Genomic DNA, 19,327 nt, shown 5'->3' on the forward strand with positions numbered 1-19,327 from the left:
CTATGGACTGCCAAGGATGTATCTGGTAACACATCTAATGCCACTCAAGTAATTGATGTAGTTGATACTACTCCGCCAAAGATAACCGCGCCTTCTGAAGTTAATATGGTGGCAAAATTCATTTCTAATAATGTTGTACCAATAGGTAATGCAACTGCCACTGATAATGTCAAGTTGATCTCACTTACCAACAACGCATCAGAGACATTCTCACTAGGTAAGACCACTGTACTATGGATGGCAACTGACGAATCAGGCAACAAGGCAAATGCAACCCAGATAGTTGATGTGGAAAATACAACTCCTCCAAAACTTACAGTTCCATCTAACATATTCATTAAATGATAACACAATACCAATAGGCAATGCAACTGCAACTGACATCCAACCAGTTACAATTGCCAACAACGCATCAAAGACATTCCCACTAGGAAAGAGTACAATACTGTGGATGGCAACTGACGAATCAGGTAACAAGGCAAATACCACTCAGACTGTAAATGTAGTTCATACCACTCCTCCAAAACTTACAGTTCCATCTAACATAACATTTGAGGCCACTTCGCTTAACAATAATGCCATATCGCTAGTAAAACCAGCCGTATCTGATATAGAGCCAGTTACGATTACAAGCAATGCTCCCTTGGTATTCCCATTAGGAAAGACCACTATCTTGTGGACAGNNAGGAAAGAGTACAATACTATGGACTGCCAAGGATGTATCTGGCAACACATCTAATGCTACTCAAGTAATTGATGTAGTTGATACCACTTCACCAAAGATCACTGCACCACATGATATTATAGTAAACGCCACAAGTTCGACTGGAACTAGTGTGAATATTGGAAATGTTACAGCTAGTGATAATGTAAAAGTAGTTACAATTACAAACAATGCTCCTATGTTCTTCCAATTCGGGAATACTACTGTAGTGTGGACTGCAAAAGATGAAGCAGGAAATACTGCAAATACAACGCAGATAATTCAAGTCGTTGACAAATTGCCACCTCAATTATCAATTCCTAAGGATATAGTAACTGACGCAACAGCGTTTGAAACACCACTTGTAATAGGAGATGCCAACGGTACCGGAATTATTGACACATCTCCAAAGATAACTAATAATTCTACTGGACTATTTCATATCGGTAAAACAGTAATCCAGTGGATTGCAACTGACAAGTTTGGCAATGAAAATGCACTAGATCAAACTGTTACAGTACTTGCATGTGGAAAACCATCATCAGACTATAACTTGGTAATGGGAACCAATGGCGGTGAAACACTAACAGGTTCAATGGTGCCTAACTTGATAATTGGATTAGAGGGCAATGACGTGATTCATGAGGGTCCTGCTGGAGACTGTGTAATTGCTGGTGATGGTAACAATATCATTTACGCTGGAAATGACACCAACACAATTTATGCAGGCAATGGTGATAATATCATAAAAGGAGGAACTGGAAACATGCAGGTCTTTGTCGGTACGGGAAGTAACATAATTCAAGGTGGAAGTGGACAGAATACATGTTATCTCGGCAATCCTTCAAAGGATACCGTTGTAAATTGCCAGTCTCAGCTCCACTAATTTTTCGATAAACGTTATTTTTCATATAGATTATAATTACATTCGATCTCTTTCTAGGTAAATGGCAAGTTCCAAGAACCTATTTGCACGTGCCAAAAAAATCATCCCGTCAGGTATTAACAGCCCGGTACGATATTATGATCCATATCCATTCTTTGTCAAAAAAGCCAAAGGTAGTATGATGTGGGATGTAGATGGAAAAAATTACATTGATTACTGTAATGCATATGGCGCATTACTCTTAGGGCATGGGAGAAAAGAAATCATTTCTGACGTTAAAAAACAACTACAAAAAGGTACTCTGTATTGTGCGCCTACTGAAATTGAGGTAGAACTTTCCGAATTGATATCTCAGAATTTTCCATCTATGGAAAAAGTACGTTTGGTTAATACTGGTAGTGAAGCAACCATGACTGCAATTAGATTGGCAAGGGGATTTACAAAAAAGAAAAAAATAATAAAATTTGAGGGTTGTTATCATGGCGCACATGATTATGTTTTGGTAAAAGCTGGTTCAGGTGCTGCACATATTGGGATATCAGTCTCGGAAGGAAGCTTGGAAGAAGTCTCTAAAAATACACTTGTAGTAAAGTATAACAATTCTCAAGAACTACAATCATTACTGGAAAAAGAAAAGGATGTGGCTGCAGTAATTATAGAGCCAGTTCTTGCAAACATGGGTCTTGTACTACCAGAAAAGAATTTTCTAAATGAGGTACGAAAGATCACATCAGAAAATGATATTGTATTAATTTTTGATGAAGTAGTTACAGGATTTAGAATGTCTATAGGTGGTGCCCAAAAATACTTTACAATAAAACCTGATATTACTACACTTGGAAAAGCACTAGGAAATGGTTTTCCAATTGCGGCAGTAGGGGGAAAAAATGAGATTATGGATATGCTATCTCCAGAAGGTAATGTCTATCAAGCTAGTACATATGCAGGAAATCCCATATCTGTTTCTGCAGGAGTTTCTTCTGTAAAAACCATGAATAAACTCCAGTCCAAATTATATCCTAAACTTGAAAAGAATTGTACAAAGCTAGTTTCAGCAATCCATGATTTAGCAACAGATATGAAAATTCCACATCAAATTAATTCTATTTCATCCATGTTTCAGATATTTTTTACCGATGATCCTGTTGTAGATTATTCTTCTGCAAAAAAAGCAGATATGATAAAATTCAAAAAATTGTTTGAAGTGTTGCTTAAAAATGGAATTTTCATTGCGCCATCTCAATTTGAGACCGTCTTTCTATCGTATGAACACTCTAAAGATGATATACACAAAACTATTTCTGCTTATGAAAAAGCGCTAAAAGCGGTGAAATGATGAAATATCTAATTGGTACTAGGGGTAGCTTGCTTTCACTTACTCAGACAAACTGGGTGGTATCTAAGATAAAAAATAAGTCACCTCAAACAGAATTTGAGATAGTTACAATCAAAACACAAGGTGATACTGACGCACGCCCTCTTTTTACTATAAATCAAAAAGGAATATTTGAAAAGGAAATCGATAGAGCGGTTGCAGAAAAGAAAGTTGACTTTGCAGTACACAGTCTAAAAGATGTTCCTGCTGAACTACCAGAAGATTTGGTATTGGCAAGTGTTCCAAAAAGAGAAGAGGCAAATGATGTCTTTATCGCAAACGATGGGAGTACGTTGGACACAATAAAAAAGGGGGCAGTTATTGGGACTAGTAGCTTGAGAAGGGCAGTTCAGATTATTAGACTTAGGCCAGATGTTATAGTAAAACCAATTCGTGGAAATATTGAAACAAGAATAAGAAAAGTGCATGATGGGGAATTTGATGGGGTGGTATTGGCCCAAGCTGGAATCTCAAGATTAGGGCTAGATGTTAAATTTCAGAGACTCTCCTTGGATGAATTCCCTCCTTCTCCAGGACAAGGTGCACTTGGCATTGTGTCAAGAAAAGATAATGTACAATTAATTGAATTGTTACAACAGATTGAAGATCCTGAGACTAGAAACGCAATCGAAGCAGAAAGATCCCTCTCTAAGTTTGTAGATTCTGGATGTAGATTTCCAGTTGGAGCATTTGCTCATAAAGATAATGATCGACTAAGATTAAAAGTGATAGTCTATTCTGTAGATGGGAGCAGATCTATAATGGTAGAAAAAGATTCAGAAATAAATCAAGCAAATGAACTTGGAAGACAAGTTGCAACAGAACTTAAAGAAAAGGGAATTTCTGATATTGCAAAAAATTGGAGAGAAAAAGTAGAGGAATGGAATAGTAAATGACAGGAAAAGTTTTCATTGTTGGAGCAGGCCCTGGAGATCCAAAACTTATCACACTAAAAGCTGTTGAAGCGATTAAATCCTCAGATGTAGTTCTGTATGATAGGCTAGTAAGTAAGAAAATAGTTGCAATGATTCCAAAAAAGGCCGAAAAAATGTATGTTGGAAGAGATGTTGGCGACGATTACAAACATCAAGATACAACAAATGATTTGATGGTAAAATTTGCTAAAAAAAATAAAAATGTCGTGAGATTGAAAGGAGGAGATCCCTTCATCTTTGGACGAGGAGGCGAAGAGGCAGAATTCCTAAAACAACACAAAGTCAAATATGAGATAATTCCTGGTATCACATCTGGTATTGGATCTGCCGAATACTCTGGAATACCTCTTACACACAGAGACTATGCATCTTCTGTAGTGTTTGTTACAGGTCATGAGGATGCCAAGAAAAAAGAAGGAATAGTTGACTGGAAGAAACTTGCAAAAGCGGTTGACACTATAGTGATCATGATGGGTCTATCACGACTTGAGATAATATCAAAGAAATTGATTAGTGGAGGACTTGACAAAAGTACCCCGGTGGCTGTAATTCAAAACGGAACTACTGATGAACACCGATTGATAAAAGGCACTCTTTCAAATATATCGAAAAAAGTAAGTGATGCAAAAATTAAACCTCCGACTATTATTATAGTAGGCAAGGTAGTAAATCTCTCTGATAAAATAGGGTGGAGATGATGATACAAGGAAAAGTTATTGCTATTACCAGATCAAAAGATGATTCAGAGGAATTCACACAATTAATATCTGACGCAAAAGCAAAAGCAATATCACTACCAACAATAGAGTTGGTAAGTAAAGGCAATGATATGGTAGATGAATTTCTTGATGCTATCAAGATCGATGATCCGGATTATTCTGTATTTATGAGCTCAAAGGCAGTCAAACTTTTGTTTGATACTGCAAAGAAAATTTCAAAATATGAGAAACTTCAGCTTGCTGTTGCAAATACTACGGTGATTGCAGTGGGACCAAAAACAAAATCTGCTCTAGAATTGGAGGGGATTAGAGTATCACACGTTCCAGATAGGTTTTCATCAGTTGGAGTAGGAGAAGTCTTTACCACTCTAAATGCTGAAGGAAAAAAAGCAATTATCCCAAGAAGTGGTGCATCAACACCATTTCTTGCACAACTGCTAGAAAAGATCGGACTTAAGGTAAAAGAAGTCTATCTATACGATGTCAAATCTTCCAGTGCATTATCTTATTGGGTGGAATTCAAAGAACTTTTTTCGCAAAATAAAGTTGATGGAATTATTTTTACTAGTGCATCATCAGTTAGAGCATTTTTTGATATAATGTTATCTGATTATGACGAAAAAACTCTAAAGCAACACTTGGGAAAAACTACTATTATTGCAATAGGACCATTCACTGCTGATGAGCTTAAGAAATTTGAGGTAAAACCCATCACTGCAGATGTACATACAGTATATGGTGCAGTAGAATCAATCAAGAATTGCTTTTGTTAGGTGGACAATTTTAATAACGGTCAAATAGTCATAAAATGACAGAAAGTAACTTGAGTATAATCCAGAAAGAGGTATTAATCAGTAGGAAACGTTCTCTTTCCATCGTTATTCCTACCTATAATGAATCTAAAAATATTGTAAAAATACTTGATTCTTTGCGTTCAGCACTAACACGAGAAATGAATGCTGAAATAATAGTGGTTGATGATAATTCTCCTGACGGTACAAGTAACACTGTTGAAGAGTATGTAAAAAACTCCAAAAATCCTAGTTATTCTATCCAGATAATTCGTCGTGAGGACAAGAGAGGATTAAGCTCTGCTATTGTAACTGGTATAGAACATGCTAAAGGCGACGCAGTAGTTGTTATGGATAGTGATCTATCTCACCCTCCACAAACTATCCCACAAATGGTAGAAGAATTACAAAATTCTGATTGCGATATAGTGGTAGCATCAAGATATGTGAAAGGTGGCTCTGTCTCAGGTTGGCCATTTAAAAGAAAATTAATCAGTAAAGGAGCTACCAAGATTGCTCAACATGGACTTGGAATAAAGATCAAAGATCCCATGTCTGGATTTTTTGCATTCAAACGCCATATTGTAAATAATATCAAATTTGATGCAATTGGATATAAAATACTACTTGAGATTCTTGTAAAAGCACGAGGTGCAAAAGTCAAGGAAATTCCTTATAATTTCATCGACCGTACCACGGGTTCAAGCAAGATGGATTTTTCAATATGTGTTGATTATTTACAATCTGTATGGAGACTATATCGATATGGAAAATCTGTAAAAACAAATGAAAGACGTACATCTGTTCATTTCTTATCCAAAGCTGGAAGATTTTACACCGTCGGTGCTTCTGGATTGTTGGTAAACTATTTTGTCTCTTTTATGTTTGGAGCTGTACTTTCCAATCTTTGGTATATCTATGCTACCATGATAGGAATTGTTTTCTCAATGAGCTCTAATTTTATTCTCAACAAGATCTGGACATTTGAAGATAGAAACTTTGATACAAAAAGAACACTTGCGCAATATGGATTGTTCCTTGGCTTTAGTGGTATTGGAGCAGTCTTTCAATTGTTATTGGTTTATGGTCTAGTTGAATTGAGACACTTGAATTACTCTATTGCATTATTCTTAGCAGTTGCTATTGCATCAGTAGGAAACTTCTTACTAAATAAAAAATGGACCTTCCAAGAAAAAGTTTGGAGTTAGATACGCAACCGTTACATAAAATGGTCTAAAATGATCGAAAAATAATTTTTAATTTTTCTTTAATCCTATTGTATAAACAACTTCTTGTTCTAAATTATTAGAATGAATTCTCTTAGCTGGTCCTAATCTATTTTTATTTTCTTGATATTGTTTAGCTTGGCCTACTCCGCTATACGAGTGTGAAGCGTGGTGTAACTTTTTTATAATATAACGGGGTTATGAAATATATGACTTCTGAGAATCTTAACATGGATTATAGTAAATATGATTTCAAAGACTCTACTGAGATGTATGTATACACCAGTAAAAAGGGTCTGTCCAAGGAAGTCGTTGAAGAAATAAGCAGAATGAAAGGCGAACCACAATGGATGCTTGACTTTAGACTTCGTTCATATGACATCTTTATGAAAAAACCCATGCCAAACTGGGGAGGCTCTCTTGGCCAAATTGATTTTAATAATATTTACTATTATGCAAAAGCTTCTGAAAAAACAGAAAAGGATTGGGACAATGTTCCAGCTGAAGTAAAGGCAACATTTGATAAATTAGGAATTCCTGAAGCTGAAAAGAAATTCCTAGCAGGTGTAGGTGCTCAATACGAATCCGAAGTTGTTTATCATCATCTCAGAGAAGATCTTGCAAAACAAGGTGTACTATTCCTAGATACTGATACTGCATTAAAAGAGCATCCTGAAGTCTTCAAAAAATATTTTGGTAAAGTAATACCACCTGAAGATAACAAGTTTGCAGCACTCAACAGTGCAGTGTGGAGTGGAGGATCTTTCATCTATATTCCAAAAGGAGTTAAAGTAGATCTGCCATTACAAGCATACTTTAGAATCAATAAAGAAAATATCGGTCAATTTGAAAGAACTCTTATAATTGCAGATGAAGGTGCAGAAGTACATTACATCGAAGGTTGTACCGCTCCTGTATATTCTTCAGAATCTTTACACTCTGCAGTTGTAGAATTGATTGCTATGAAGGGCGCAAAATTAAGATACACTACAATTCAGAATTGGAGTAACGATGTTTACAATCTAGTTACAAAGAGAGCATATGCATACGAAGGTGCACGTGTAGAATGGATTGATGGAAATATTGGAAGTAAATTGACAATGAAATATCCTGGAATCTATCTTCTAGGTCAACGTGCACACGGAGAAACGCTTTCTATTGCATTTGCTGGTAAAAATCAACATCAAGACACAGGTGCAAAAATGGTACATCTTGCTCCAAATACAACATCTAGAACAACATCCAAATCCGTAAGCAAAAATAATGGAAGAACTACCTATCGAGGTCTCTTACATGTAGCAAAGGGTGCAACCAACGTCAAGGCCTCCGTTAGATGTGATGCCTTGCTATTAGATGACATATCAAAGACTGATACTTATCCATATATGGAAATCAATCAGGAGGATGCAACAGTAACTCATGAGGCAACTGTTGGTAAGATTGGCGATGAGCAAATTTTCTATCTTATGACAAGAGGATTCACTGAGGAAGAAGCACTTACACTTATTGTAAATGGATTCATTGAACCGTTTACCAAAGAGCTTCCAATGGAATATGCAGTAGAGCTTAACAGACTAATTAAAATGGAAATGGATGGCTCAGTCGGCTAGTGCCGATTGTGTCACTTTGTGATGTGAAATGTCATCTTTTGTTCTCTCTAAACTTGGCTCTAATCATATAGAAGAAATTTCTGAAGTAAATAATGATCCTGCATGGTTAAGAGAATACAGAAAGAGTGCTTTTACAATGTTTCAACAACTTCCACAAGAAGTCTCTCCTCTTTACAACAAGTACAGCGATGCAAACAAGATGGATCCAGAACAGATCACATTTTCTTTAAGTTCTGATAGTACTATTCCAGATTTTGTAAAAGACAGATTATTAGAAATTGGTGAAAATCCAAGCATAGTTCAGATTGGAACAAATATTCATAAAATTACTATTCCGTCTGAGTTAAAGGACAAGGGTCTTGTGATATGTTCAATCCAGGATGCAATAAAAAATCATGGTGACAAGATAAAAAAATCATTTGAACAAACGGATTCAAAGAGAGATAAATATATTGCACTAAACAATGCTTTTTTCAATTCTGGAATTTTTATCTACATTCCAAAAAATCTCATTTTGGAAAAAACAATTCATGTCGTGTCCTCACTCTCACTAGATCAAACTTCAACAATATCTCGTAATGTTATAGTGGCAGAGGAAAATAGCAAGGCGTCAATTGTTCAAGAGATCTATGCTCCACAGGCCACAAAACAACAAGCGTATCTTGAATTGTTGGACATATCAGTAAGTCCTAATAGTCAATTTGACTTGGTTACACTCCAAGCAATGGATGAAACAGCTATTAATTTCTCTTCAAGAGTGGCAAGAATAGAGCGTGATGGGAGAATGAACTGGTATCTTGGATTGTTTGGTTCACATCTTTCAAGATACAAGATAGATAATTTTCTTAATGGTCCTGGAGCAACTGCACGAGATACTGAAGTGGTTTTTGGAAACAAGAATCAATCATACGATCTCGCTTCAAATTTAATTCATAATGCCCCCTCTACAATTGGTAGAGTTTTAGAAAAATCTGTTCTTAAAGATACCGCAAAATCCCTCTTTAAGGGAATGATACGAATTGAGAAAGATGCACATCATGCAGAATCCTATCTTTCAGGACACTCTATCTTATTGGACAAGGGAGCAAAGTCAGATTCTATACCAGGGCTTGAAATATTTACAAATGATGTCAAGGCGACACACTCTGCCTCAGTAGCTCAGATGGATGAGGAACAGATCTTTTATCTTGCCACAAGATGCTTGAGCAAATCCGATGCTCAGAAAATTATAGTGGAAGGATTTCTTGAACCTCTTTCGAGAAAAATGTCATATCAGGTTCGTGCATGGATAAGTTACCTAATAGATTCCAAGTGGGCAGGACGCAATTTGACTATCAAGACAGACGAACAACTCAAAGCTATGCTTGAAGTTGAAGAAACAAGATATCGTGAAACTGATACATTTGAAAGTCATTACAAATACAGGTGAGATCTTGTCTAATTGGATAAATGTTTGCAAATTAAATCAGCTAAAGAAAGGTGAGATGATTGACTTTGATTATGAAGACAAGAAGATCTTACTTGCAAATCTAGACGGAAAGCTATATGCCTCTGACAGAATATGTACTCATGCAGATGCCGACCTTTCAACTGGAATACTAACTGAAGAGGGCGTAACATGTCCATTACATCTCTCAACTTTTAATCTAAAGACGGGTGTACCAGCGAACCTTCCTGCCGAAATACCATTAAAAATCTACAATGTTAAAATAGAACAAAACGAGATCTACATCGAGGTTAATTAATTTGCAAACAAGTTTTATAAATATTGAAAATATTAGAAATGATTTTCCAATTCTAAAAAGAAAGGTGCACAAGGATAAACCACTTGTTTATCTTGATAATGCTGCTACTACTCAAAAACCTATTCAAGTAATTGATGCCATCAGCAATTATTACCTAACTTACAATTCCAATATACACAGGGCAGTTCATGAACTTGCTGAAGAGGCAACACTGGCATATGAAGCAACAAGAGACAAGGTAGCAAAATTCATCAATGCAAAAAATCGTGAAGAAATTATCTTTGTTAGGGGAACTACTGAGGCAATCAATCTTGTTGCTTATGCATGGGGAAGACAGAATGTTAACAAAGATGACATTATCGTAACTACGGAATATGAGCATCATAGTAACATAGTTCCGTGGCAACTTTTGGCAAAAGAAAAAGGCGCAAAACTGGAATACATTGGAGTAGATGACGACGGGGATCTGATTCTTGATCATCTGGATAAATATCTCCAGACTGGCAAGGTAAAAATTGTAACATTTAGTCAAATGTCTAATGTTCTGGGAACAATAACAAACTCTGAGGAGATTGTCAATAGGTGCAAAAAATATGGTGTGCGAGTATTAATTGATGGAGCACAATCTGTTCCACATCTTAAAGTTGATCTCCAAAAACTTGACTGCGACTTTTTTGCTTTTTCTGCACACAAAATGCTTGGTCCTACTGGAGTAGGGATCCTTTGGGCGCGAAAAGAATTACTTCAAGAGATGGTTCCATTCAACGGTGGAGGAGATATGATACGTGAGGTTCACAAGTATGAGACAACATGGAATGATCTTCCATACAAGTTTGAAGCAGGAACTCCTAACATTGCAGATGTAATAGGATTTGCTGCAGCGATAGACTATCTTGATAGAATAGGTATGGACAAGGTACGTGAACATGAAATGGAGTTGACAAAATATGCATTGGATAAACTTTCTCAAATGAAAGGAATAATTCTATACGGTCCAAAGGACATAACAAAACGAGGTGGTGTTATTTCTTTTAACTTGGGAGATATACACCCACATGATCTTGCTACTATAATTGACGAAGACGGAATTGCCATACGTTCCGGTCATCATTGTGCACAGGTCTTGATGGAAAGATTAGATGTATCTGCAACATCTCGCGCAAGCTTTTATATCTATAATACAAAAGAAGAGATAGATGTTTTTGTTAAATCCCTTAACAGAGCAAAGGAATTGTTTAGGATATGAGTAGTGCTGATATTTACAGAGAGATAATACTTGATTATTACAGAAATCCGAGAAATTATGGTAAGATACAAGATCCGGATATTTCTCAACGAGATAGTAATCCTCTTTGTGGTGATGAACTAGAAATGCACATTAACATAAAAGATGATAAAGTTGCAGACGTGAAATTCACAGGAAAAGGATGTGCCATAAGCCAGGCAAGTGCATCAATGCTTACAGAGCTTATTATGGGCAAAGATTTTGAATATGTGAAAAAACTTACAAAAGACGATATTCTTGATAATTTAGGACTTCATGATCTTGGACCTGCTAGAATAAAATGTGCTTTATTATCATTAAAGGTTCTCAAGTCTGGACTCTATTCCTATATTGTTGACAAGCTAAAAGATACTACATCAGCAGATCAGATAAAAGAACAAGCCTCAGGTCTTTACTAAATTGGCTATCCCGAGTGTGGCGCTACCGCTCCAGATAAGAAAAATTATTTTTGAAAAATTTAATGACGTTAATCTGAGATTTACAAACGATGAAATCTTTGAATTGCTTAAAACAGATGGCCTAGATCCTTCTCTCACAATTGATGATGTAGAACAATACTTTAATCAATTACGTGATGGTGGTTTAATCAGGCAGATTGCTCAGAACTTTACTACTAATCATTACAAGCTCTTCGATGTGGTAGAGAAAATAAAATGTAATTCATGTAACCTAGAAATTTACTTGGGAAAAATGGAGCCTCGAGTTTGTCCTAACTCTGAGTGTAAGGCAACTATTTAGAACGATATCTCGCAGCTGCTTCTTCTAAGGCCTGTATCATTGGAAGCTTTACGCCTGTCAAGTACAATACCAAAGCTCCTCCTGCAGTACTGATATGATTTATTTTTTCGGCAAGGCCATATCTCTTCAACGCCGCAGTTAAGTGACCGCCGCTTACAATTGTAGTTGCAAATGAATTTGCTACTCCTTTGAGCAAAGACTCTGTTCCAAACTTGAAATTCTCATTTTCAAAAAATCCTGCAGGGCCACTCATAAAGACAGTTCCTGCACCTTGGATTGATTTTAAATAATAATCGACTGATTTTGGTCCCAAATCAAATATTTGTTCGCCTTTTACAAGTTCACGAACATCCATCTCTACTCTTTTTCCATTTCTCTCTACTGCAATATCTACAGGAAATGAAAACACCTCTGGATATTCACCAATTAATGCATGTGCTTTTGAAACAACCTCTTCTTCTCTTTTAATTCCTAGCGGGAACTTGATTCTTCCCTGAGCTCTTAGGAATACATTGGCAATTACGCCTGTGAGAAGAACCTGATCAGCTCTGCCATTTTGAATTAATTCTTTTATTGCCTCTAATCTATCTACCACTTTGGATCCTCCAAGCACCACCACGTGGGGTCCCTTGGCAACAGTCATTATCTCATCTAGCTTTCTTACTTCTCGTTCTACCAATCTACCGGCGCAAGATGGAAGGACATGTGCAAAGCCAATTATTGATGGATGTGATCTGTGCGAACTTGGAAATGAATCTAAGACACAGATATCAAATAACTTTGATAATCTTTGAACCATTATTGTTTTAGATGCTTCAGAAGCTGCAAACTCATAATTTTCTTCCGCACACAATCTTAAATTATCAAGCAGTATAATATCGCCATCTTTCATATTTTTAATCTCCCTCTGTGCTTCGGCACCAATTACATCTTCAATGTATTTTATTTTACGTCCTAGAATTTGTTCTAGTACCTTTGCATGTTTTTCCATTCCGGTGTAATCTTTGTTTCCGACTCTTCCCTGATGTGATCCAATGACTACTTTGGCACCTTCCAGATCTTTGAGAGACTCTGTTGATTCTCTAATTCGACTTGTTTCAATTATATTCAGGGTAACAGGATCAATGGGACAATTCATGTCCACTCTAAGAAAAACAGTTTTACCTTTGGTATCAAAATCGTCTATTGTTAGGATCCTCAATGTCGATCCTATCTAGAGATGTGGTTAAAATCTTTTAGTCAGAAAACGATCAAAAGGGAACCTCTTCAAAGATGAGTACTTTGATTTTAATATGGAAGGATATCCGATCTTAGTACTGATGTTAATACTTGGGAGGAGATTTCTTTGCAGAATTGGATCTTCGATATAAGAAGTAGAACATTTTTCTTACTATTAGTAGCTTTTTTAATTCTACTTTATCTTGCTGTTGCAAAAATAGTATTAGTGTATGACACTGGCTTTGAAAGTTATATTTCAAAACTTGTAGGCAATAGAACAATAGATCTTACTATGGGAGTATTTACAGAACTGGGATGGGTACTTTATCCCATATTTGTTAGCATCATTTTGTTTATAATCAAAAGAACAAGGCGACTTGGTCTAGTACTACTACTTTCATTATTGGTAGGTAGCATGGCTGTAGCTTACATGAGATGTTATACTGGATACGAAAAACCAACGCTTGAGTACTTGGGGGCGCAACTACCAATTAAATCGGGAGCAGATGTTGGCGTACCATGTCAGATTGATGGGACGTTCCCCGCAGGGGCCACTGTGAGAACTACAATATTTGCATTCATTATTGGATATGCACTGTCTAGGCGATTTCCTCGTGGTTGGTATCTATTGTGGATCTACCCAGCAGTTGTCTCAATTAGCAGATTATACCTATTGCAAGAATATCCGTCAACTGTACTATCCGGTGTAATCTTTGGAATATTGATTGCCAATATTGTATCCAAGAAATTAAAGATCGAACTTATCTTTGATAACTCAAAAACCTAATTCTTGCATGACTTTGGAGCTTATCAAAACCATTGCATAATGATCTTTGTCATGACTATATATCCAATATCTGATATCCCGTTCTTGTTTTGCTTTTCTTAATCCAAAATTTAATTCGTTCATGATTGTAAATCCGATCTTCTTTGCGACTTTTTCTTCTTTTGTCATGATTACTTTGAATGCTCCTTTTTGCATTGAAAAACCCATTCTTACCATTTGTGACGCCACGTCTCCAGATTTTCGTTCATCTTCGATCATGAAAGAATGGACAATTGGTAACTGTGATGGATGAAATTCCATGCCTTCAATACGTATTTGGTAAATAAAATCTACTTGGTGATACTTGTTATGCCTTAATATTTTAGGAAATGGATCAAAAATATGTTAAAAATTTTAACTCGTATGTCAAATACTGATCATAACACAAACTTAATCGATTACAAAAGCTCATTACCGCATGGGATCACTTGAGGCACTTTCAAAGTCATATGGCATAAAAAAAGCAGAAGTATCAAAATTACGAAAACAGGTTGAAAATAAACTAAAAGAATCTATTTCTAAAAAAAGAAGATCATCATCTGGACTTGTTGCACTTGATAAGAAAAAAGAAGATCTAACCAGGACAAAGGACCATGCGGTTCAAGTTCTTAATCAGCATCTATCCCAAAAAGCAAGTATTGAGAGGCTCAAGATTGCAGCTGAGGAGAGACTAAAACATGAGGAAAATGCAAAGGATGAGGCAAAACAACAAAGTGAATATGGTGCTCCAGAAGAAAAGATCAATGCAGTTCAAAGACTAAAGTATGTTGATGAAAAAATAGCAGAATTACATGCAGAATTAAAAGAAAGGGAATCTAACCAGATAAGACTAGAAAAGGAAATAGAATCTACTGAGAAGGAGAAAGCAAAGATTGAAGAGCAGTTAAAGAAACAAATTCATGCTAAACCTGCACTAGTTGAACAACTAAAGGTTGGTACAAAAGAAGAGGCTATCCTGAGACCAAGATTTGAGTCTCTGCAAAAGATTGAAACCCAGGTAAGCGCAGCATTATCAATAGTTCAAAAGAAGCTAGCGATAATTGCAGCTCAGAAAAGAAAGAGAATCAGCAATTGCAGCTCAGAAAAGAAAGAGAATGGCAGCAATTGCAGCTCAGAAAAGAAAGAGAAAAGGACCAACAAACAGAAAACCTACTAAAAGAAAAGTAGCAAAAAGTAAAACAAAACCTCGTACAAAAAAAGTACCTAAAAGAAAAATTAAATCTAGACGAAAGTAGTAATTGTACGCTTAATTAATATTGAATTAATTTTTCTGTAGCGATATGTCTCTACCAATTTCACAACATGACAAAAGATTAGGATATGTCAATTAAAATGAAAAAACGCGGTCCGATAATTCTGATTACTGGTACAATAATGATTATCTTGGCTGCATCTGTGGCATATTCTATTATACCACAAGAGCAACAAGGTACTAATGGTGATTTCTTTCCTTCTCCAGAAAGCCTATTTGATAATGTATCTGATAAAGTAACAATTGATGCAGGTAATGTGTATATATTCTCACATACTGTCAATACAGCTGGAGTACCTCTGATGTGGGGAGTTCACATAGTGGATTATACTCCAAATGATAATATTGGAATATCAATATCGAATATCTTTGGGGATAAATTCGGCTCATTTGTTGAAGGTGATCCAATTTTCATAAAATCATTTGATGTATCAAAAGCTGATACGTACAACTTTAATGTTGAAAACAAAGGTAAGGAACCAATAACTGTAGTAATGTTATTCACAGAGAACCCTGAAAAATCAAAAGCATTAACTGATCCCAACTCAACATTTGTCAAAAATATAATTCCCTTGGCCGAGGCCGGGTTTCTATTGATTGTTGGAATTATTGTAGTAATAGCTGGGATAATACTTAGCGTAATGGACTGGAGAAAGGGGAAGAATCAGTCTAGCAGATATATCTAGAATTCTAGTACTACTAGTTTTCCATATTTTCCAACATTGAGAGCGTTTTCTCCTCTGAATGTAGAAATGTATCCGTTTTCAATTCTGACCTTGGAACCTTGTTTTACCATCTTTATCTGTGCATCCCATAGACTAAGCTTAATCTGTCCTGTTTCATCTTTTAACATTGCATCTGCAACCTGAGCTTGTCCGCCTGTTTTGAGGCTGACGGTTCTTGGTTCGCTAATGCTCTCGATTACTCCTTCAACTGGTTCAAGCTTATTTTGTGGTCTACTCAGTTGGTCTATATTTGGCATTTAAGGAAATTTTCTATCTTCAAATAATAAGTGTTTTGATGAATAGTTCTATTTTCTCTAATCAAGTTGTAATGAATTTTTAAATCTACTTGGAAATGATCTGACCTTTCAACCAGAGTGCAATTTGTTTGGTTGCAGCGTTGTGCGACATGTCAATTATTGGTAAGAGAACATTATTGGTGCTATTTTTTAGATATGGTTTGTATTGTGGCATCTCTGTGTACTCTATTGCTGCAAAATGGATCTTTCCCTCAATCTGATCCTTGATAATTTCAGGTGTGGGAGGAAAACCTTGTGGTTCGTATAATATTCCATCGGCCCAACGTGCGGGAGGTGCAGAATTACCTAGGGGAATATTGTTGGTCTTGATATTGAGAAAATCTTCGATACTATTGACTTTGACAAGTTCATGTATTATAATTTCATTTATTGGCTGATGTCTGATTGTGACCATGTTTGTAGAGCAATAGTTGGATCATTTAATGGATCCGATCTAGATCGAATTTTTTAATATTGTTATCATTAATTAGGTATAATTTTCCCTTTGAATTTTATCTGTGTCAGTTATAGTTTTATGAGTTTGACTGTAGAACCAAAATAATCATCACGATTGTAAATGCGCCAAAAATAGAACCAATTCCTATTATAATCTTGGCATTTCGCTTCATGTTCTGTAAGCCGCAAGTCAGCTAATTTAAGATATCATTACATGATATGGATTATCTAAGATTTTGTTTTATCAAACCTGGTTAATTTGATTAGATTTTAAATAAGGTAATACTAGACTAACTCATTATGAGTGAACCACCCAGAACCTTTTTCAATTTCTCCTTCTTCAAAGTAGATCCAAAATGGCGTTGGATGGCCGATCTTGCAAAAGAGGAATCCGCAAAAGAAGTAGATATTGTTCTTAAAAATTCTCAGATAATGTACAGGACATATTCTACATTGGGGCTAAGAGATGATGCAGAATTTATGCTATGGTTTGCATCAGAATCAGTTGAAAAAATTCAGGATATTACATCCAAATTGTACCTCACCGTCTTTGGAAAATATATTATTCCAACACATGTTTATTTGTCAAACACAAGACCGTCAATTTATGCAAATAATCCTCCACTGCGTGGCTGGCTTGGAGGCGAAGCCCAGAAAAAATATGTCATTGTGTATCCTTTTATCAAAATACGAGAATGGTATCTTTTACCAGCTGAAAAACGAAAAGAGATGATGGTAGAACATATTCAAGTTGGACACAAATATCCTGAAGTGCAATTAAACACTACTTACTCATTTGGAATTCATGATGAGGATTTCATGCTTGCTTTTGAAACTGACACACTAGACAAATTCCAAGATCTAATTATGGACCTACGAGAGACTCGCGTCAGTGGATACGTTGCAGTGGATACACCAATGCTTGTTTGTGTCAAAAAAGACATTGTTCCGCTGATTAGGAGTCTTGGATGATGAAAGCACTAAAAGAATGGGCAACTGTTGTAACAGCACTTGAAAACGGAGATCAAACAGTTCTTCTACGAAAAGGTGGAATACTTGAGACTGCATCTGGTTTCAAAATTGAAGACAAAAAATTTGCACTCTTTCCAACATATGAACACCAAGACAATGCTTCTCTAAAATCACAATTTTATAGATATCTTGCAGATGTACGAGAACAAAAACCCAGGGAGGGATTTAACAGAATAACCTCATATGCCGAAGTACTTGCAGAGCATGAAGTTTCTTCGATGAACCTAATCGAGGCTTTATCTCAATTTCATATCTGGAGTGATTCGTATATGGTGGCGAGAATGAACTGGATGCCTCAGAAACCCATGATTGCAATTTTTTTGAAGGTATACAAGATTCCTTCAACTGAGATTCCCATTCTTCCAGAATATCATGGATGCAAATCTTGGATAGAATTAAATGTCAATACCGAGGCTGGAAAAGCTGTTTTAAATGAATCAGATCTTCAACAAAAAATATCTGAGTTTAGGAGGATTGTAAATTGAAATATAGAAAACTGGGTAAAAGTGGAATTGACGTATCCGAAATAGGATTTGGAGCTTGGACTCTAGGTCTTGATTGGTGGGGTAAAAAAATAGAAGACGATGAGGCTAAAAAAATGCTGAAACGAGCATTTGATCTAGGCATTAATTATTTTGAAACTGGTGATATCTACGGAAGAGGAAAAAGCGAGAAGCTAATAGGCGAAGTATTTTCTGGAATGAGAAATGAAATAGTATTATCAACAAAATACGGTTATGATATTTACTCTACTGAACAGATAGGTCACAAGGAACTTCCACAAAAATTTACAACCGAATTTACAGATTTTGCTCTTAAGAAAAGTCTTGAAAGATTACAAACAGATTATGTTGATGTATATGGTTTACACAATCCAAAAATCTACACTATCAAAGACAAGCAAATCTTTGATTTTTTGGACAAAAAGATCAAGGAAGGTGTAATCAAAAGTTATCAGATTGCATTGGGTCCTGCTATAGGATGGACACAAGAAGGTTTGGAATCGATGAAGGTAACTAATGCTACTGCGGTACAAACTGTCTATAATATACTTGAACAAAACCCTGGAAACTTACTGATTGCAGAAGCAGAAAAACACAATGTAGGAATTCTAGTTCGAGTACCTGATGCCTCTGGGATATTGACAGGAAAAGTAAATGCAGATACAAAAATTAGCGAAAAGGATCATCGTTCAGTACGAACTGGAGACTGGGTAAAAGAGGCACTAAAGAAAGTAGATCAGTTGACACCAATTGCAAAAAGAAATGGATTAAACATTACTGAACTTGCAATTAAATTCATTCTCTCTCAAAAATCTATCTCATCAGTACTTCCTACTGTAGTAAGCGAAGAAGAGATTGAGATGTTCTCTGCCATGTCTGATGGAAAATACCTGAGTGATGATGACAAGAATGAGGTGATTGGATTATTCAACCAGTGGCCTTCATACGAGTTAAAAGCATCAGCTCAAACTGCTTAGATACTACTAAAATTCTAGAAAAATAAAAC

The 19,327-nt window shown here is 36.0% G+C and carries 23 protein-coding genes; 19 read left to right on the plus strand and 4 right to left on the minus strand.

From position 1 onward, the window contains the following. From C0Q33_RS09225 to C0Q33_RS04155, 13 genes are all read left to right on the plus strand, one after another. Nucleotides 1-345, plus strand: a 345-nt coding sequence (locus C0Q33_RS09225) for an HYR domain-containing protein (protein WP_165776424.1), incomplete at its 5' end; no start/stop codon positions are given. A gap of 407 nt (nucleotides 346-752) precedes the next feature. Then, the gene (locus C0Q33_RS04100; RefSeq protein ID WP_281258825.1) at nucleotides 753-1,589 is read left to right on the plus strand and encodes an HYR domain-containing protein; all 837 of its coding nucleotides are present in this window, start codon (nucleotides 753-755) and stop codon (nucleotides 1,587-1,589) included. Nucleotides 1,590-1,650: 61 nt separating this feature from the next. Next, entirely contained in the window at nucleotides 1,651-2,925 is a 1,275-nt protein-coding gene (hemL, locus tag C0Q33_RS04105) for a glutamate-1-semialdehyde 2,1-aminomutase (RefSeq protein ID WP_101477317.1), read from the plus strand. Continuing rightward, nucleotides 2,925-3,860 carry a hydroxymethylbilane synthase gene (gene hemC / locus C0Q33_RS04110; protein WP_101477611.1) on the plus strand — a complete coding sequence of 312 codons (936 nt, stop codon included), beginning with the start codon at nucleotides 2,925-2,927 and terminating at the stop codon, nucleotides 3,858-3,860. Before hemL ends, hemC begins: the two co-directional genes overlap by 1 nt. Then, a complete protein-coding gene (gene cobA, locus C0Q33_RS04115) occupies nucleotides 3,857-4,597 on the plus strand; it encodes a uroporphyrinogen-III C-methyltransferase (protein WP_101477318.1) in 741 nt (246 codons plus the stop codon). Before hemC ends, cobA begins: the two co-directional genes overlap by 4 nt. Further along, the gene (locus C0Q33_RS04120; protein ID WP_101477612.1) at nucleotides 4,597-5,391 is read left to right on the plus strand and encodes a uroporphyrinogen-III synthase; all 795 of its coding nucleotides are present in this window, start codon (nucleotides 4,597-4,599) and stop codon (nucleotides 5,389-5,391) included. Before cobA ends, C0Q33_RS04120 begins: the two co-directional genes overlap by 1 nt. A gap of 56 nt (nucleotides 5,392-5,447) precedes the next feature. Continuing rightward, the gene (locus C0Q33_RS04125) at nucleotides 5,448-6,617 is read left to right on the plus strand and encodes a glycosyltransferase (protein ID WP_394336913.1); all 1,170 of its coding nucleotides are present in this window, start codon (nucleotides 5,448-5,450) and stop codon (nucleotides 6,615-6,617) included. Nucleotides 6,618-6,844: 227 nt separating this feature from the next. Continuing rightward, nucleotides 6,845-8,245, plus strand: coding sequence for a Fe-S cluster assembly protein SufB (sufB, locus tag C0Q33_RS04130; RefSeq protein WP_101477320.1), 1,401 nt, complete (start codon nucleotides 6,845-6,847; stop codon nucleotides 8,243-8,245). A gap of 28 nt (nucleotides 8,246-8,273) precedes the next feature. Continuing rightward, nucleotides 8,274-9,674 carry a Fe-S cluster assembly protein SufD gene (gene sufD, locus C0Q33_RS04135; protein ID WP_101477321.1) on the plus strand — a complete coding sequence of 467 codons (1,401 nt, stop codon included), beginning with the start codon at nucleotides 8,274-8,276 and terminating at the stop codon, nucleotides 9,672-9,674. A gap of 4 nt (nucleotides 9,675-9,678) precedes the next feature. Then, nucleotides 9,679-9,990 carry a Rieske (2Fe-2S) protein gene (locus C0Q33_RS04140; protein WP_101477613.1) on the plus strand — a complete coding sequence of 104 codons (312 nt, stop codon included), beginning with the start codon at nucleotides 9,679-9,681 and terminating at the stop codon, nucleotides 9,988-9,990. A gap of 1 nt (nucleotide 9,991) precedes the next feature. After that, nucleotides 9,992-11,236: a SufS family cysteine desulfurase gene (locus tag C0Q33_RS04145; RefSeq protein WP_101477322.1), complete on the plus strand. Its 1,245-nt coding sequence runs from the start codon at nucleotides 9,992-9,994 to the stop codon at nucleotides 11,234-11,236. After that, nucleotides 11,233-11,673 (plus strand): Fe-S cluster assembly sulfur transfer protein SufU, encoded by a 441-nt coding sequence (sufU, locus tag C0Q33_RS04150; protein ID WP_101477323.1) that lies wholly within the window; start codon nucleotides 11,233-11,235, stop codon nucleotides 11,671-11,673. The genes C0Q33_RS04145 and sufU overlap by 4 nt, the downstream gene beginning before the upstream one ends. Before the next feature lie 7 nt (nucleotides 11,674-11,680). Next, nucleotides 11,681-12,013: a hypothetical protein gene (locus tag C0Q33_RS04155; protein ID WP_165776443.1), complete on the plus strand. Its 333-nt coding sequence runs from the start codon at nucleotides 11,681-11,683 to the stop codon at nucleotides 12,011-12,013. Here the strand turns inward: C0Q33_RS04155 and C0Q33_RS04160 are convergent. Then, nucleotides 12,006-13,214, minus strand: coding sequence for a phosphoglycerate kinase (locus C0Q33_RS04160; RefSeq protein ID WP_101477325.1), 1,209 nt, complete (start codon nucleotides 13,212-13,214; stop codon nucleotides 12,006-12,008). The genes C0Q33_RS04155 and C0Q33_RS04160 overlap by 8 nt on opposite strands. A gap of 144 nt (nucleotides 13,215-13,358) precedes the next feature. Here C0Q33_RS04160 and C0Q33_RS04165 point away from each other — a divergent pair, with 144 nt between their 5' ends. After that, on the plus strand, nucleotides 13,359-14,018 hold the full coding sequence (locus C0Q33_RS04165) for a phosphatase PAP2 family protein (RefSeq protein ID WP_101477326.1): 660 nt from the start codon (nucleotides 13,359-13,361) through the stop codon (nucleotides 14,016-14,018). Here C0Q33_RS04165 and C0Q33_RS04170 read toward each other — a convergent pair. Further along, nucleotides 14,007-14,318, minus strand: a complete 312-nt coding sequence (locus tag C0Q33_RS04170; protein WP_101477327.1) for a hypothetical protein — start codon at nucleotides 14,316-14,318, stop codon at nucleotides 14,007-14,009. The genes C0Q33_RS04165 and C0Q33_RS04170 overlap by 12 nt on opposite strands. Before the next feature lie 157 nt (nucleotides 14,319-14,475). Between C0Q33_RS04170 and C0Q33_RS04175 the strand changes: the two genes are divergently transcribed. After that, nucleotides 14,476-15,213: a hypothetical protein gene (locus C0Q33_RS04175; RefSeq protein WP_101477328.1), complete on the plus strand. Its 738-nt coding sequence runs from the start codon at nucleotides 14,476-14,478 to the stop codon at nucleotides 15,211-15,213. Nucleotides 15,214-15,377: 164 nt separating this feature from the next. Beyond that, nucleotides 15,378-15,995 carry a hypothetical protein gene (locus tag C0Q33_RS04180; protein ID WP_101477329.1) on the plus strand — a complete coding sequence of 206 codons (618 nt, stop codon included), beginning with the start codon at nucleotides 15,378-15,380 and terminating at the stop codon, nucleotides 15,993-15,995. Here the strand turns inward: C0Q33_RS04180 and C0Q33_RS04185 are convergent. Then, the gene (locus C0Q33_RS04185; protein ID WP_101477330.1) at nucleotides 15,992-16,291 is read right to left on the minus strand and encodes a single stranded DNA-binding domain-containing protein; all 300 of its coding nucleotides are present in this window, start codon (nucleotides 16,289-16,291) and stop codon (nucleotides 15,992-15,994) included. The genes C0Q33_RS04180 and C0Q33_RS04185 overlap by 4 nt on opposite strands. Nucleotides 16,292-16,376: 85 nt before the next feature. Then, a complete protein-coding gene (locus tag C0Q33_RS04190) occupies nucleotides 16,377-16,745 on the minus strand; it encodes a hypothetical protein (protein WP_101477331.1) in 369 nt (122 codons plus the stop codon). A 341-nt stretch (nucleotides 16,746-17,086) separates the two neighbouring features. Here C0Q33_RS04190 and C0Q33_RS04195 point away from each other — a divergent pair, with 341 nt between their 5' ends. The 3 genes from C0Q33_RS04195 to C0Q33_RS04205 are packed head-to-tail and all read left to right on the plus strand — an operon-like array spanning nucleotide 17,087 to nucleotide 19,298. Next, nucleotides 17,087-17,758: a chlorite dismutase family protein gene (locus C0Q33_RS04195; protein ID WP_101477332.1), complete on the plus strand. Its 672-nt coding sequence runs from the start codon at nucleotides 17,087-17,089 to the stop codon at nucleotides 17,756-17,758. Then, nucleotides 17,758-18,303 carry a DUF1802 family protein gene (locus C0Q33_RS04200; protein WP_101477614.1) on the plus strand — a complete coding sequence of 182 codons (546 nt, stop codon included), beginning with the start codon at nucleotides 17,758-17,760 and terminating at the stop codon, nucleotides 18,301-18,303. Before C0Q33_RS04195 ends, C0Q33_RS04200 begins: the two co-directional genes overlap by 1 nt. Next, entirely contained in the window at nucleotides 18,300-19,298 is a 999-nt protein-coding gene (locus C0Q33_RS04205; protein WP_101477333.1) for an aldo/keto reductase, read from the plus strand. The genes C0Q33_RS04200 and C0Q33_RS04205 overlap by 4 nt, the downstream gene beginning before the upstream one ends. The last annotated feature ends 29 nt before the right edge of the window (nucleotides 19,299-19,327 follow it).

The sequence above is a fragment of the Candidatus Nitrosotalea bavarica genome, from assembly GCF_900167955.1.
GTDB lineage: Archaea > Thermoproteota > Nitrososphaeria > Nitrososphaerales > Nitrosopumilaceae > Nitrosotalea > Nitrosotalea bavarica.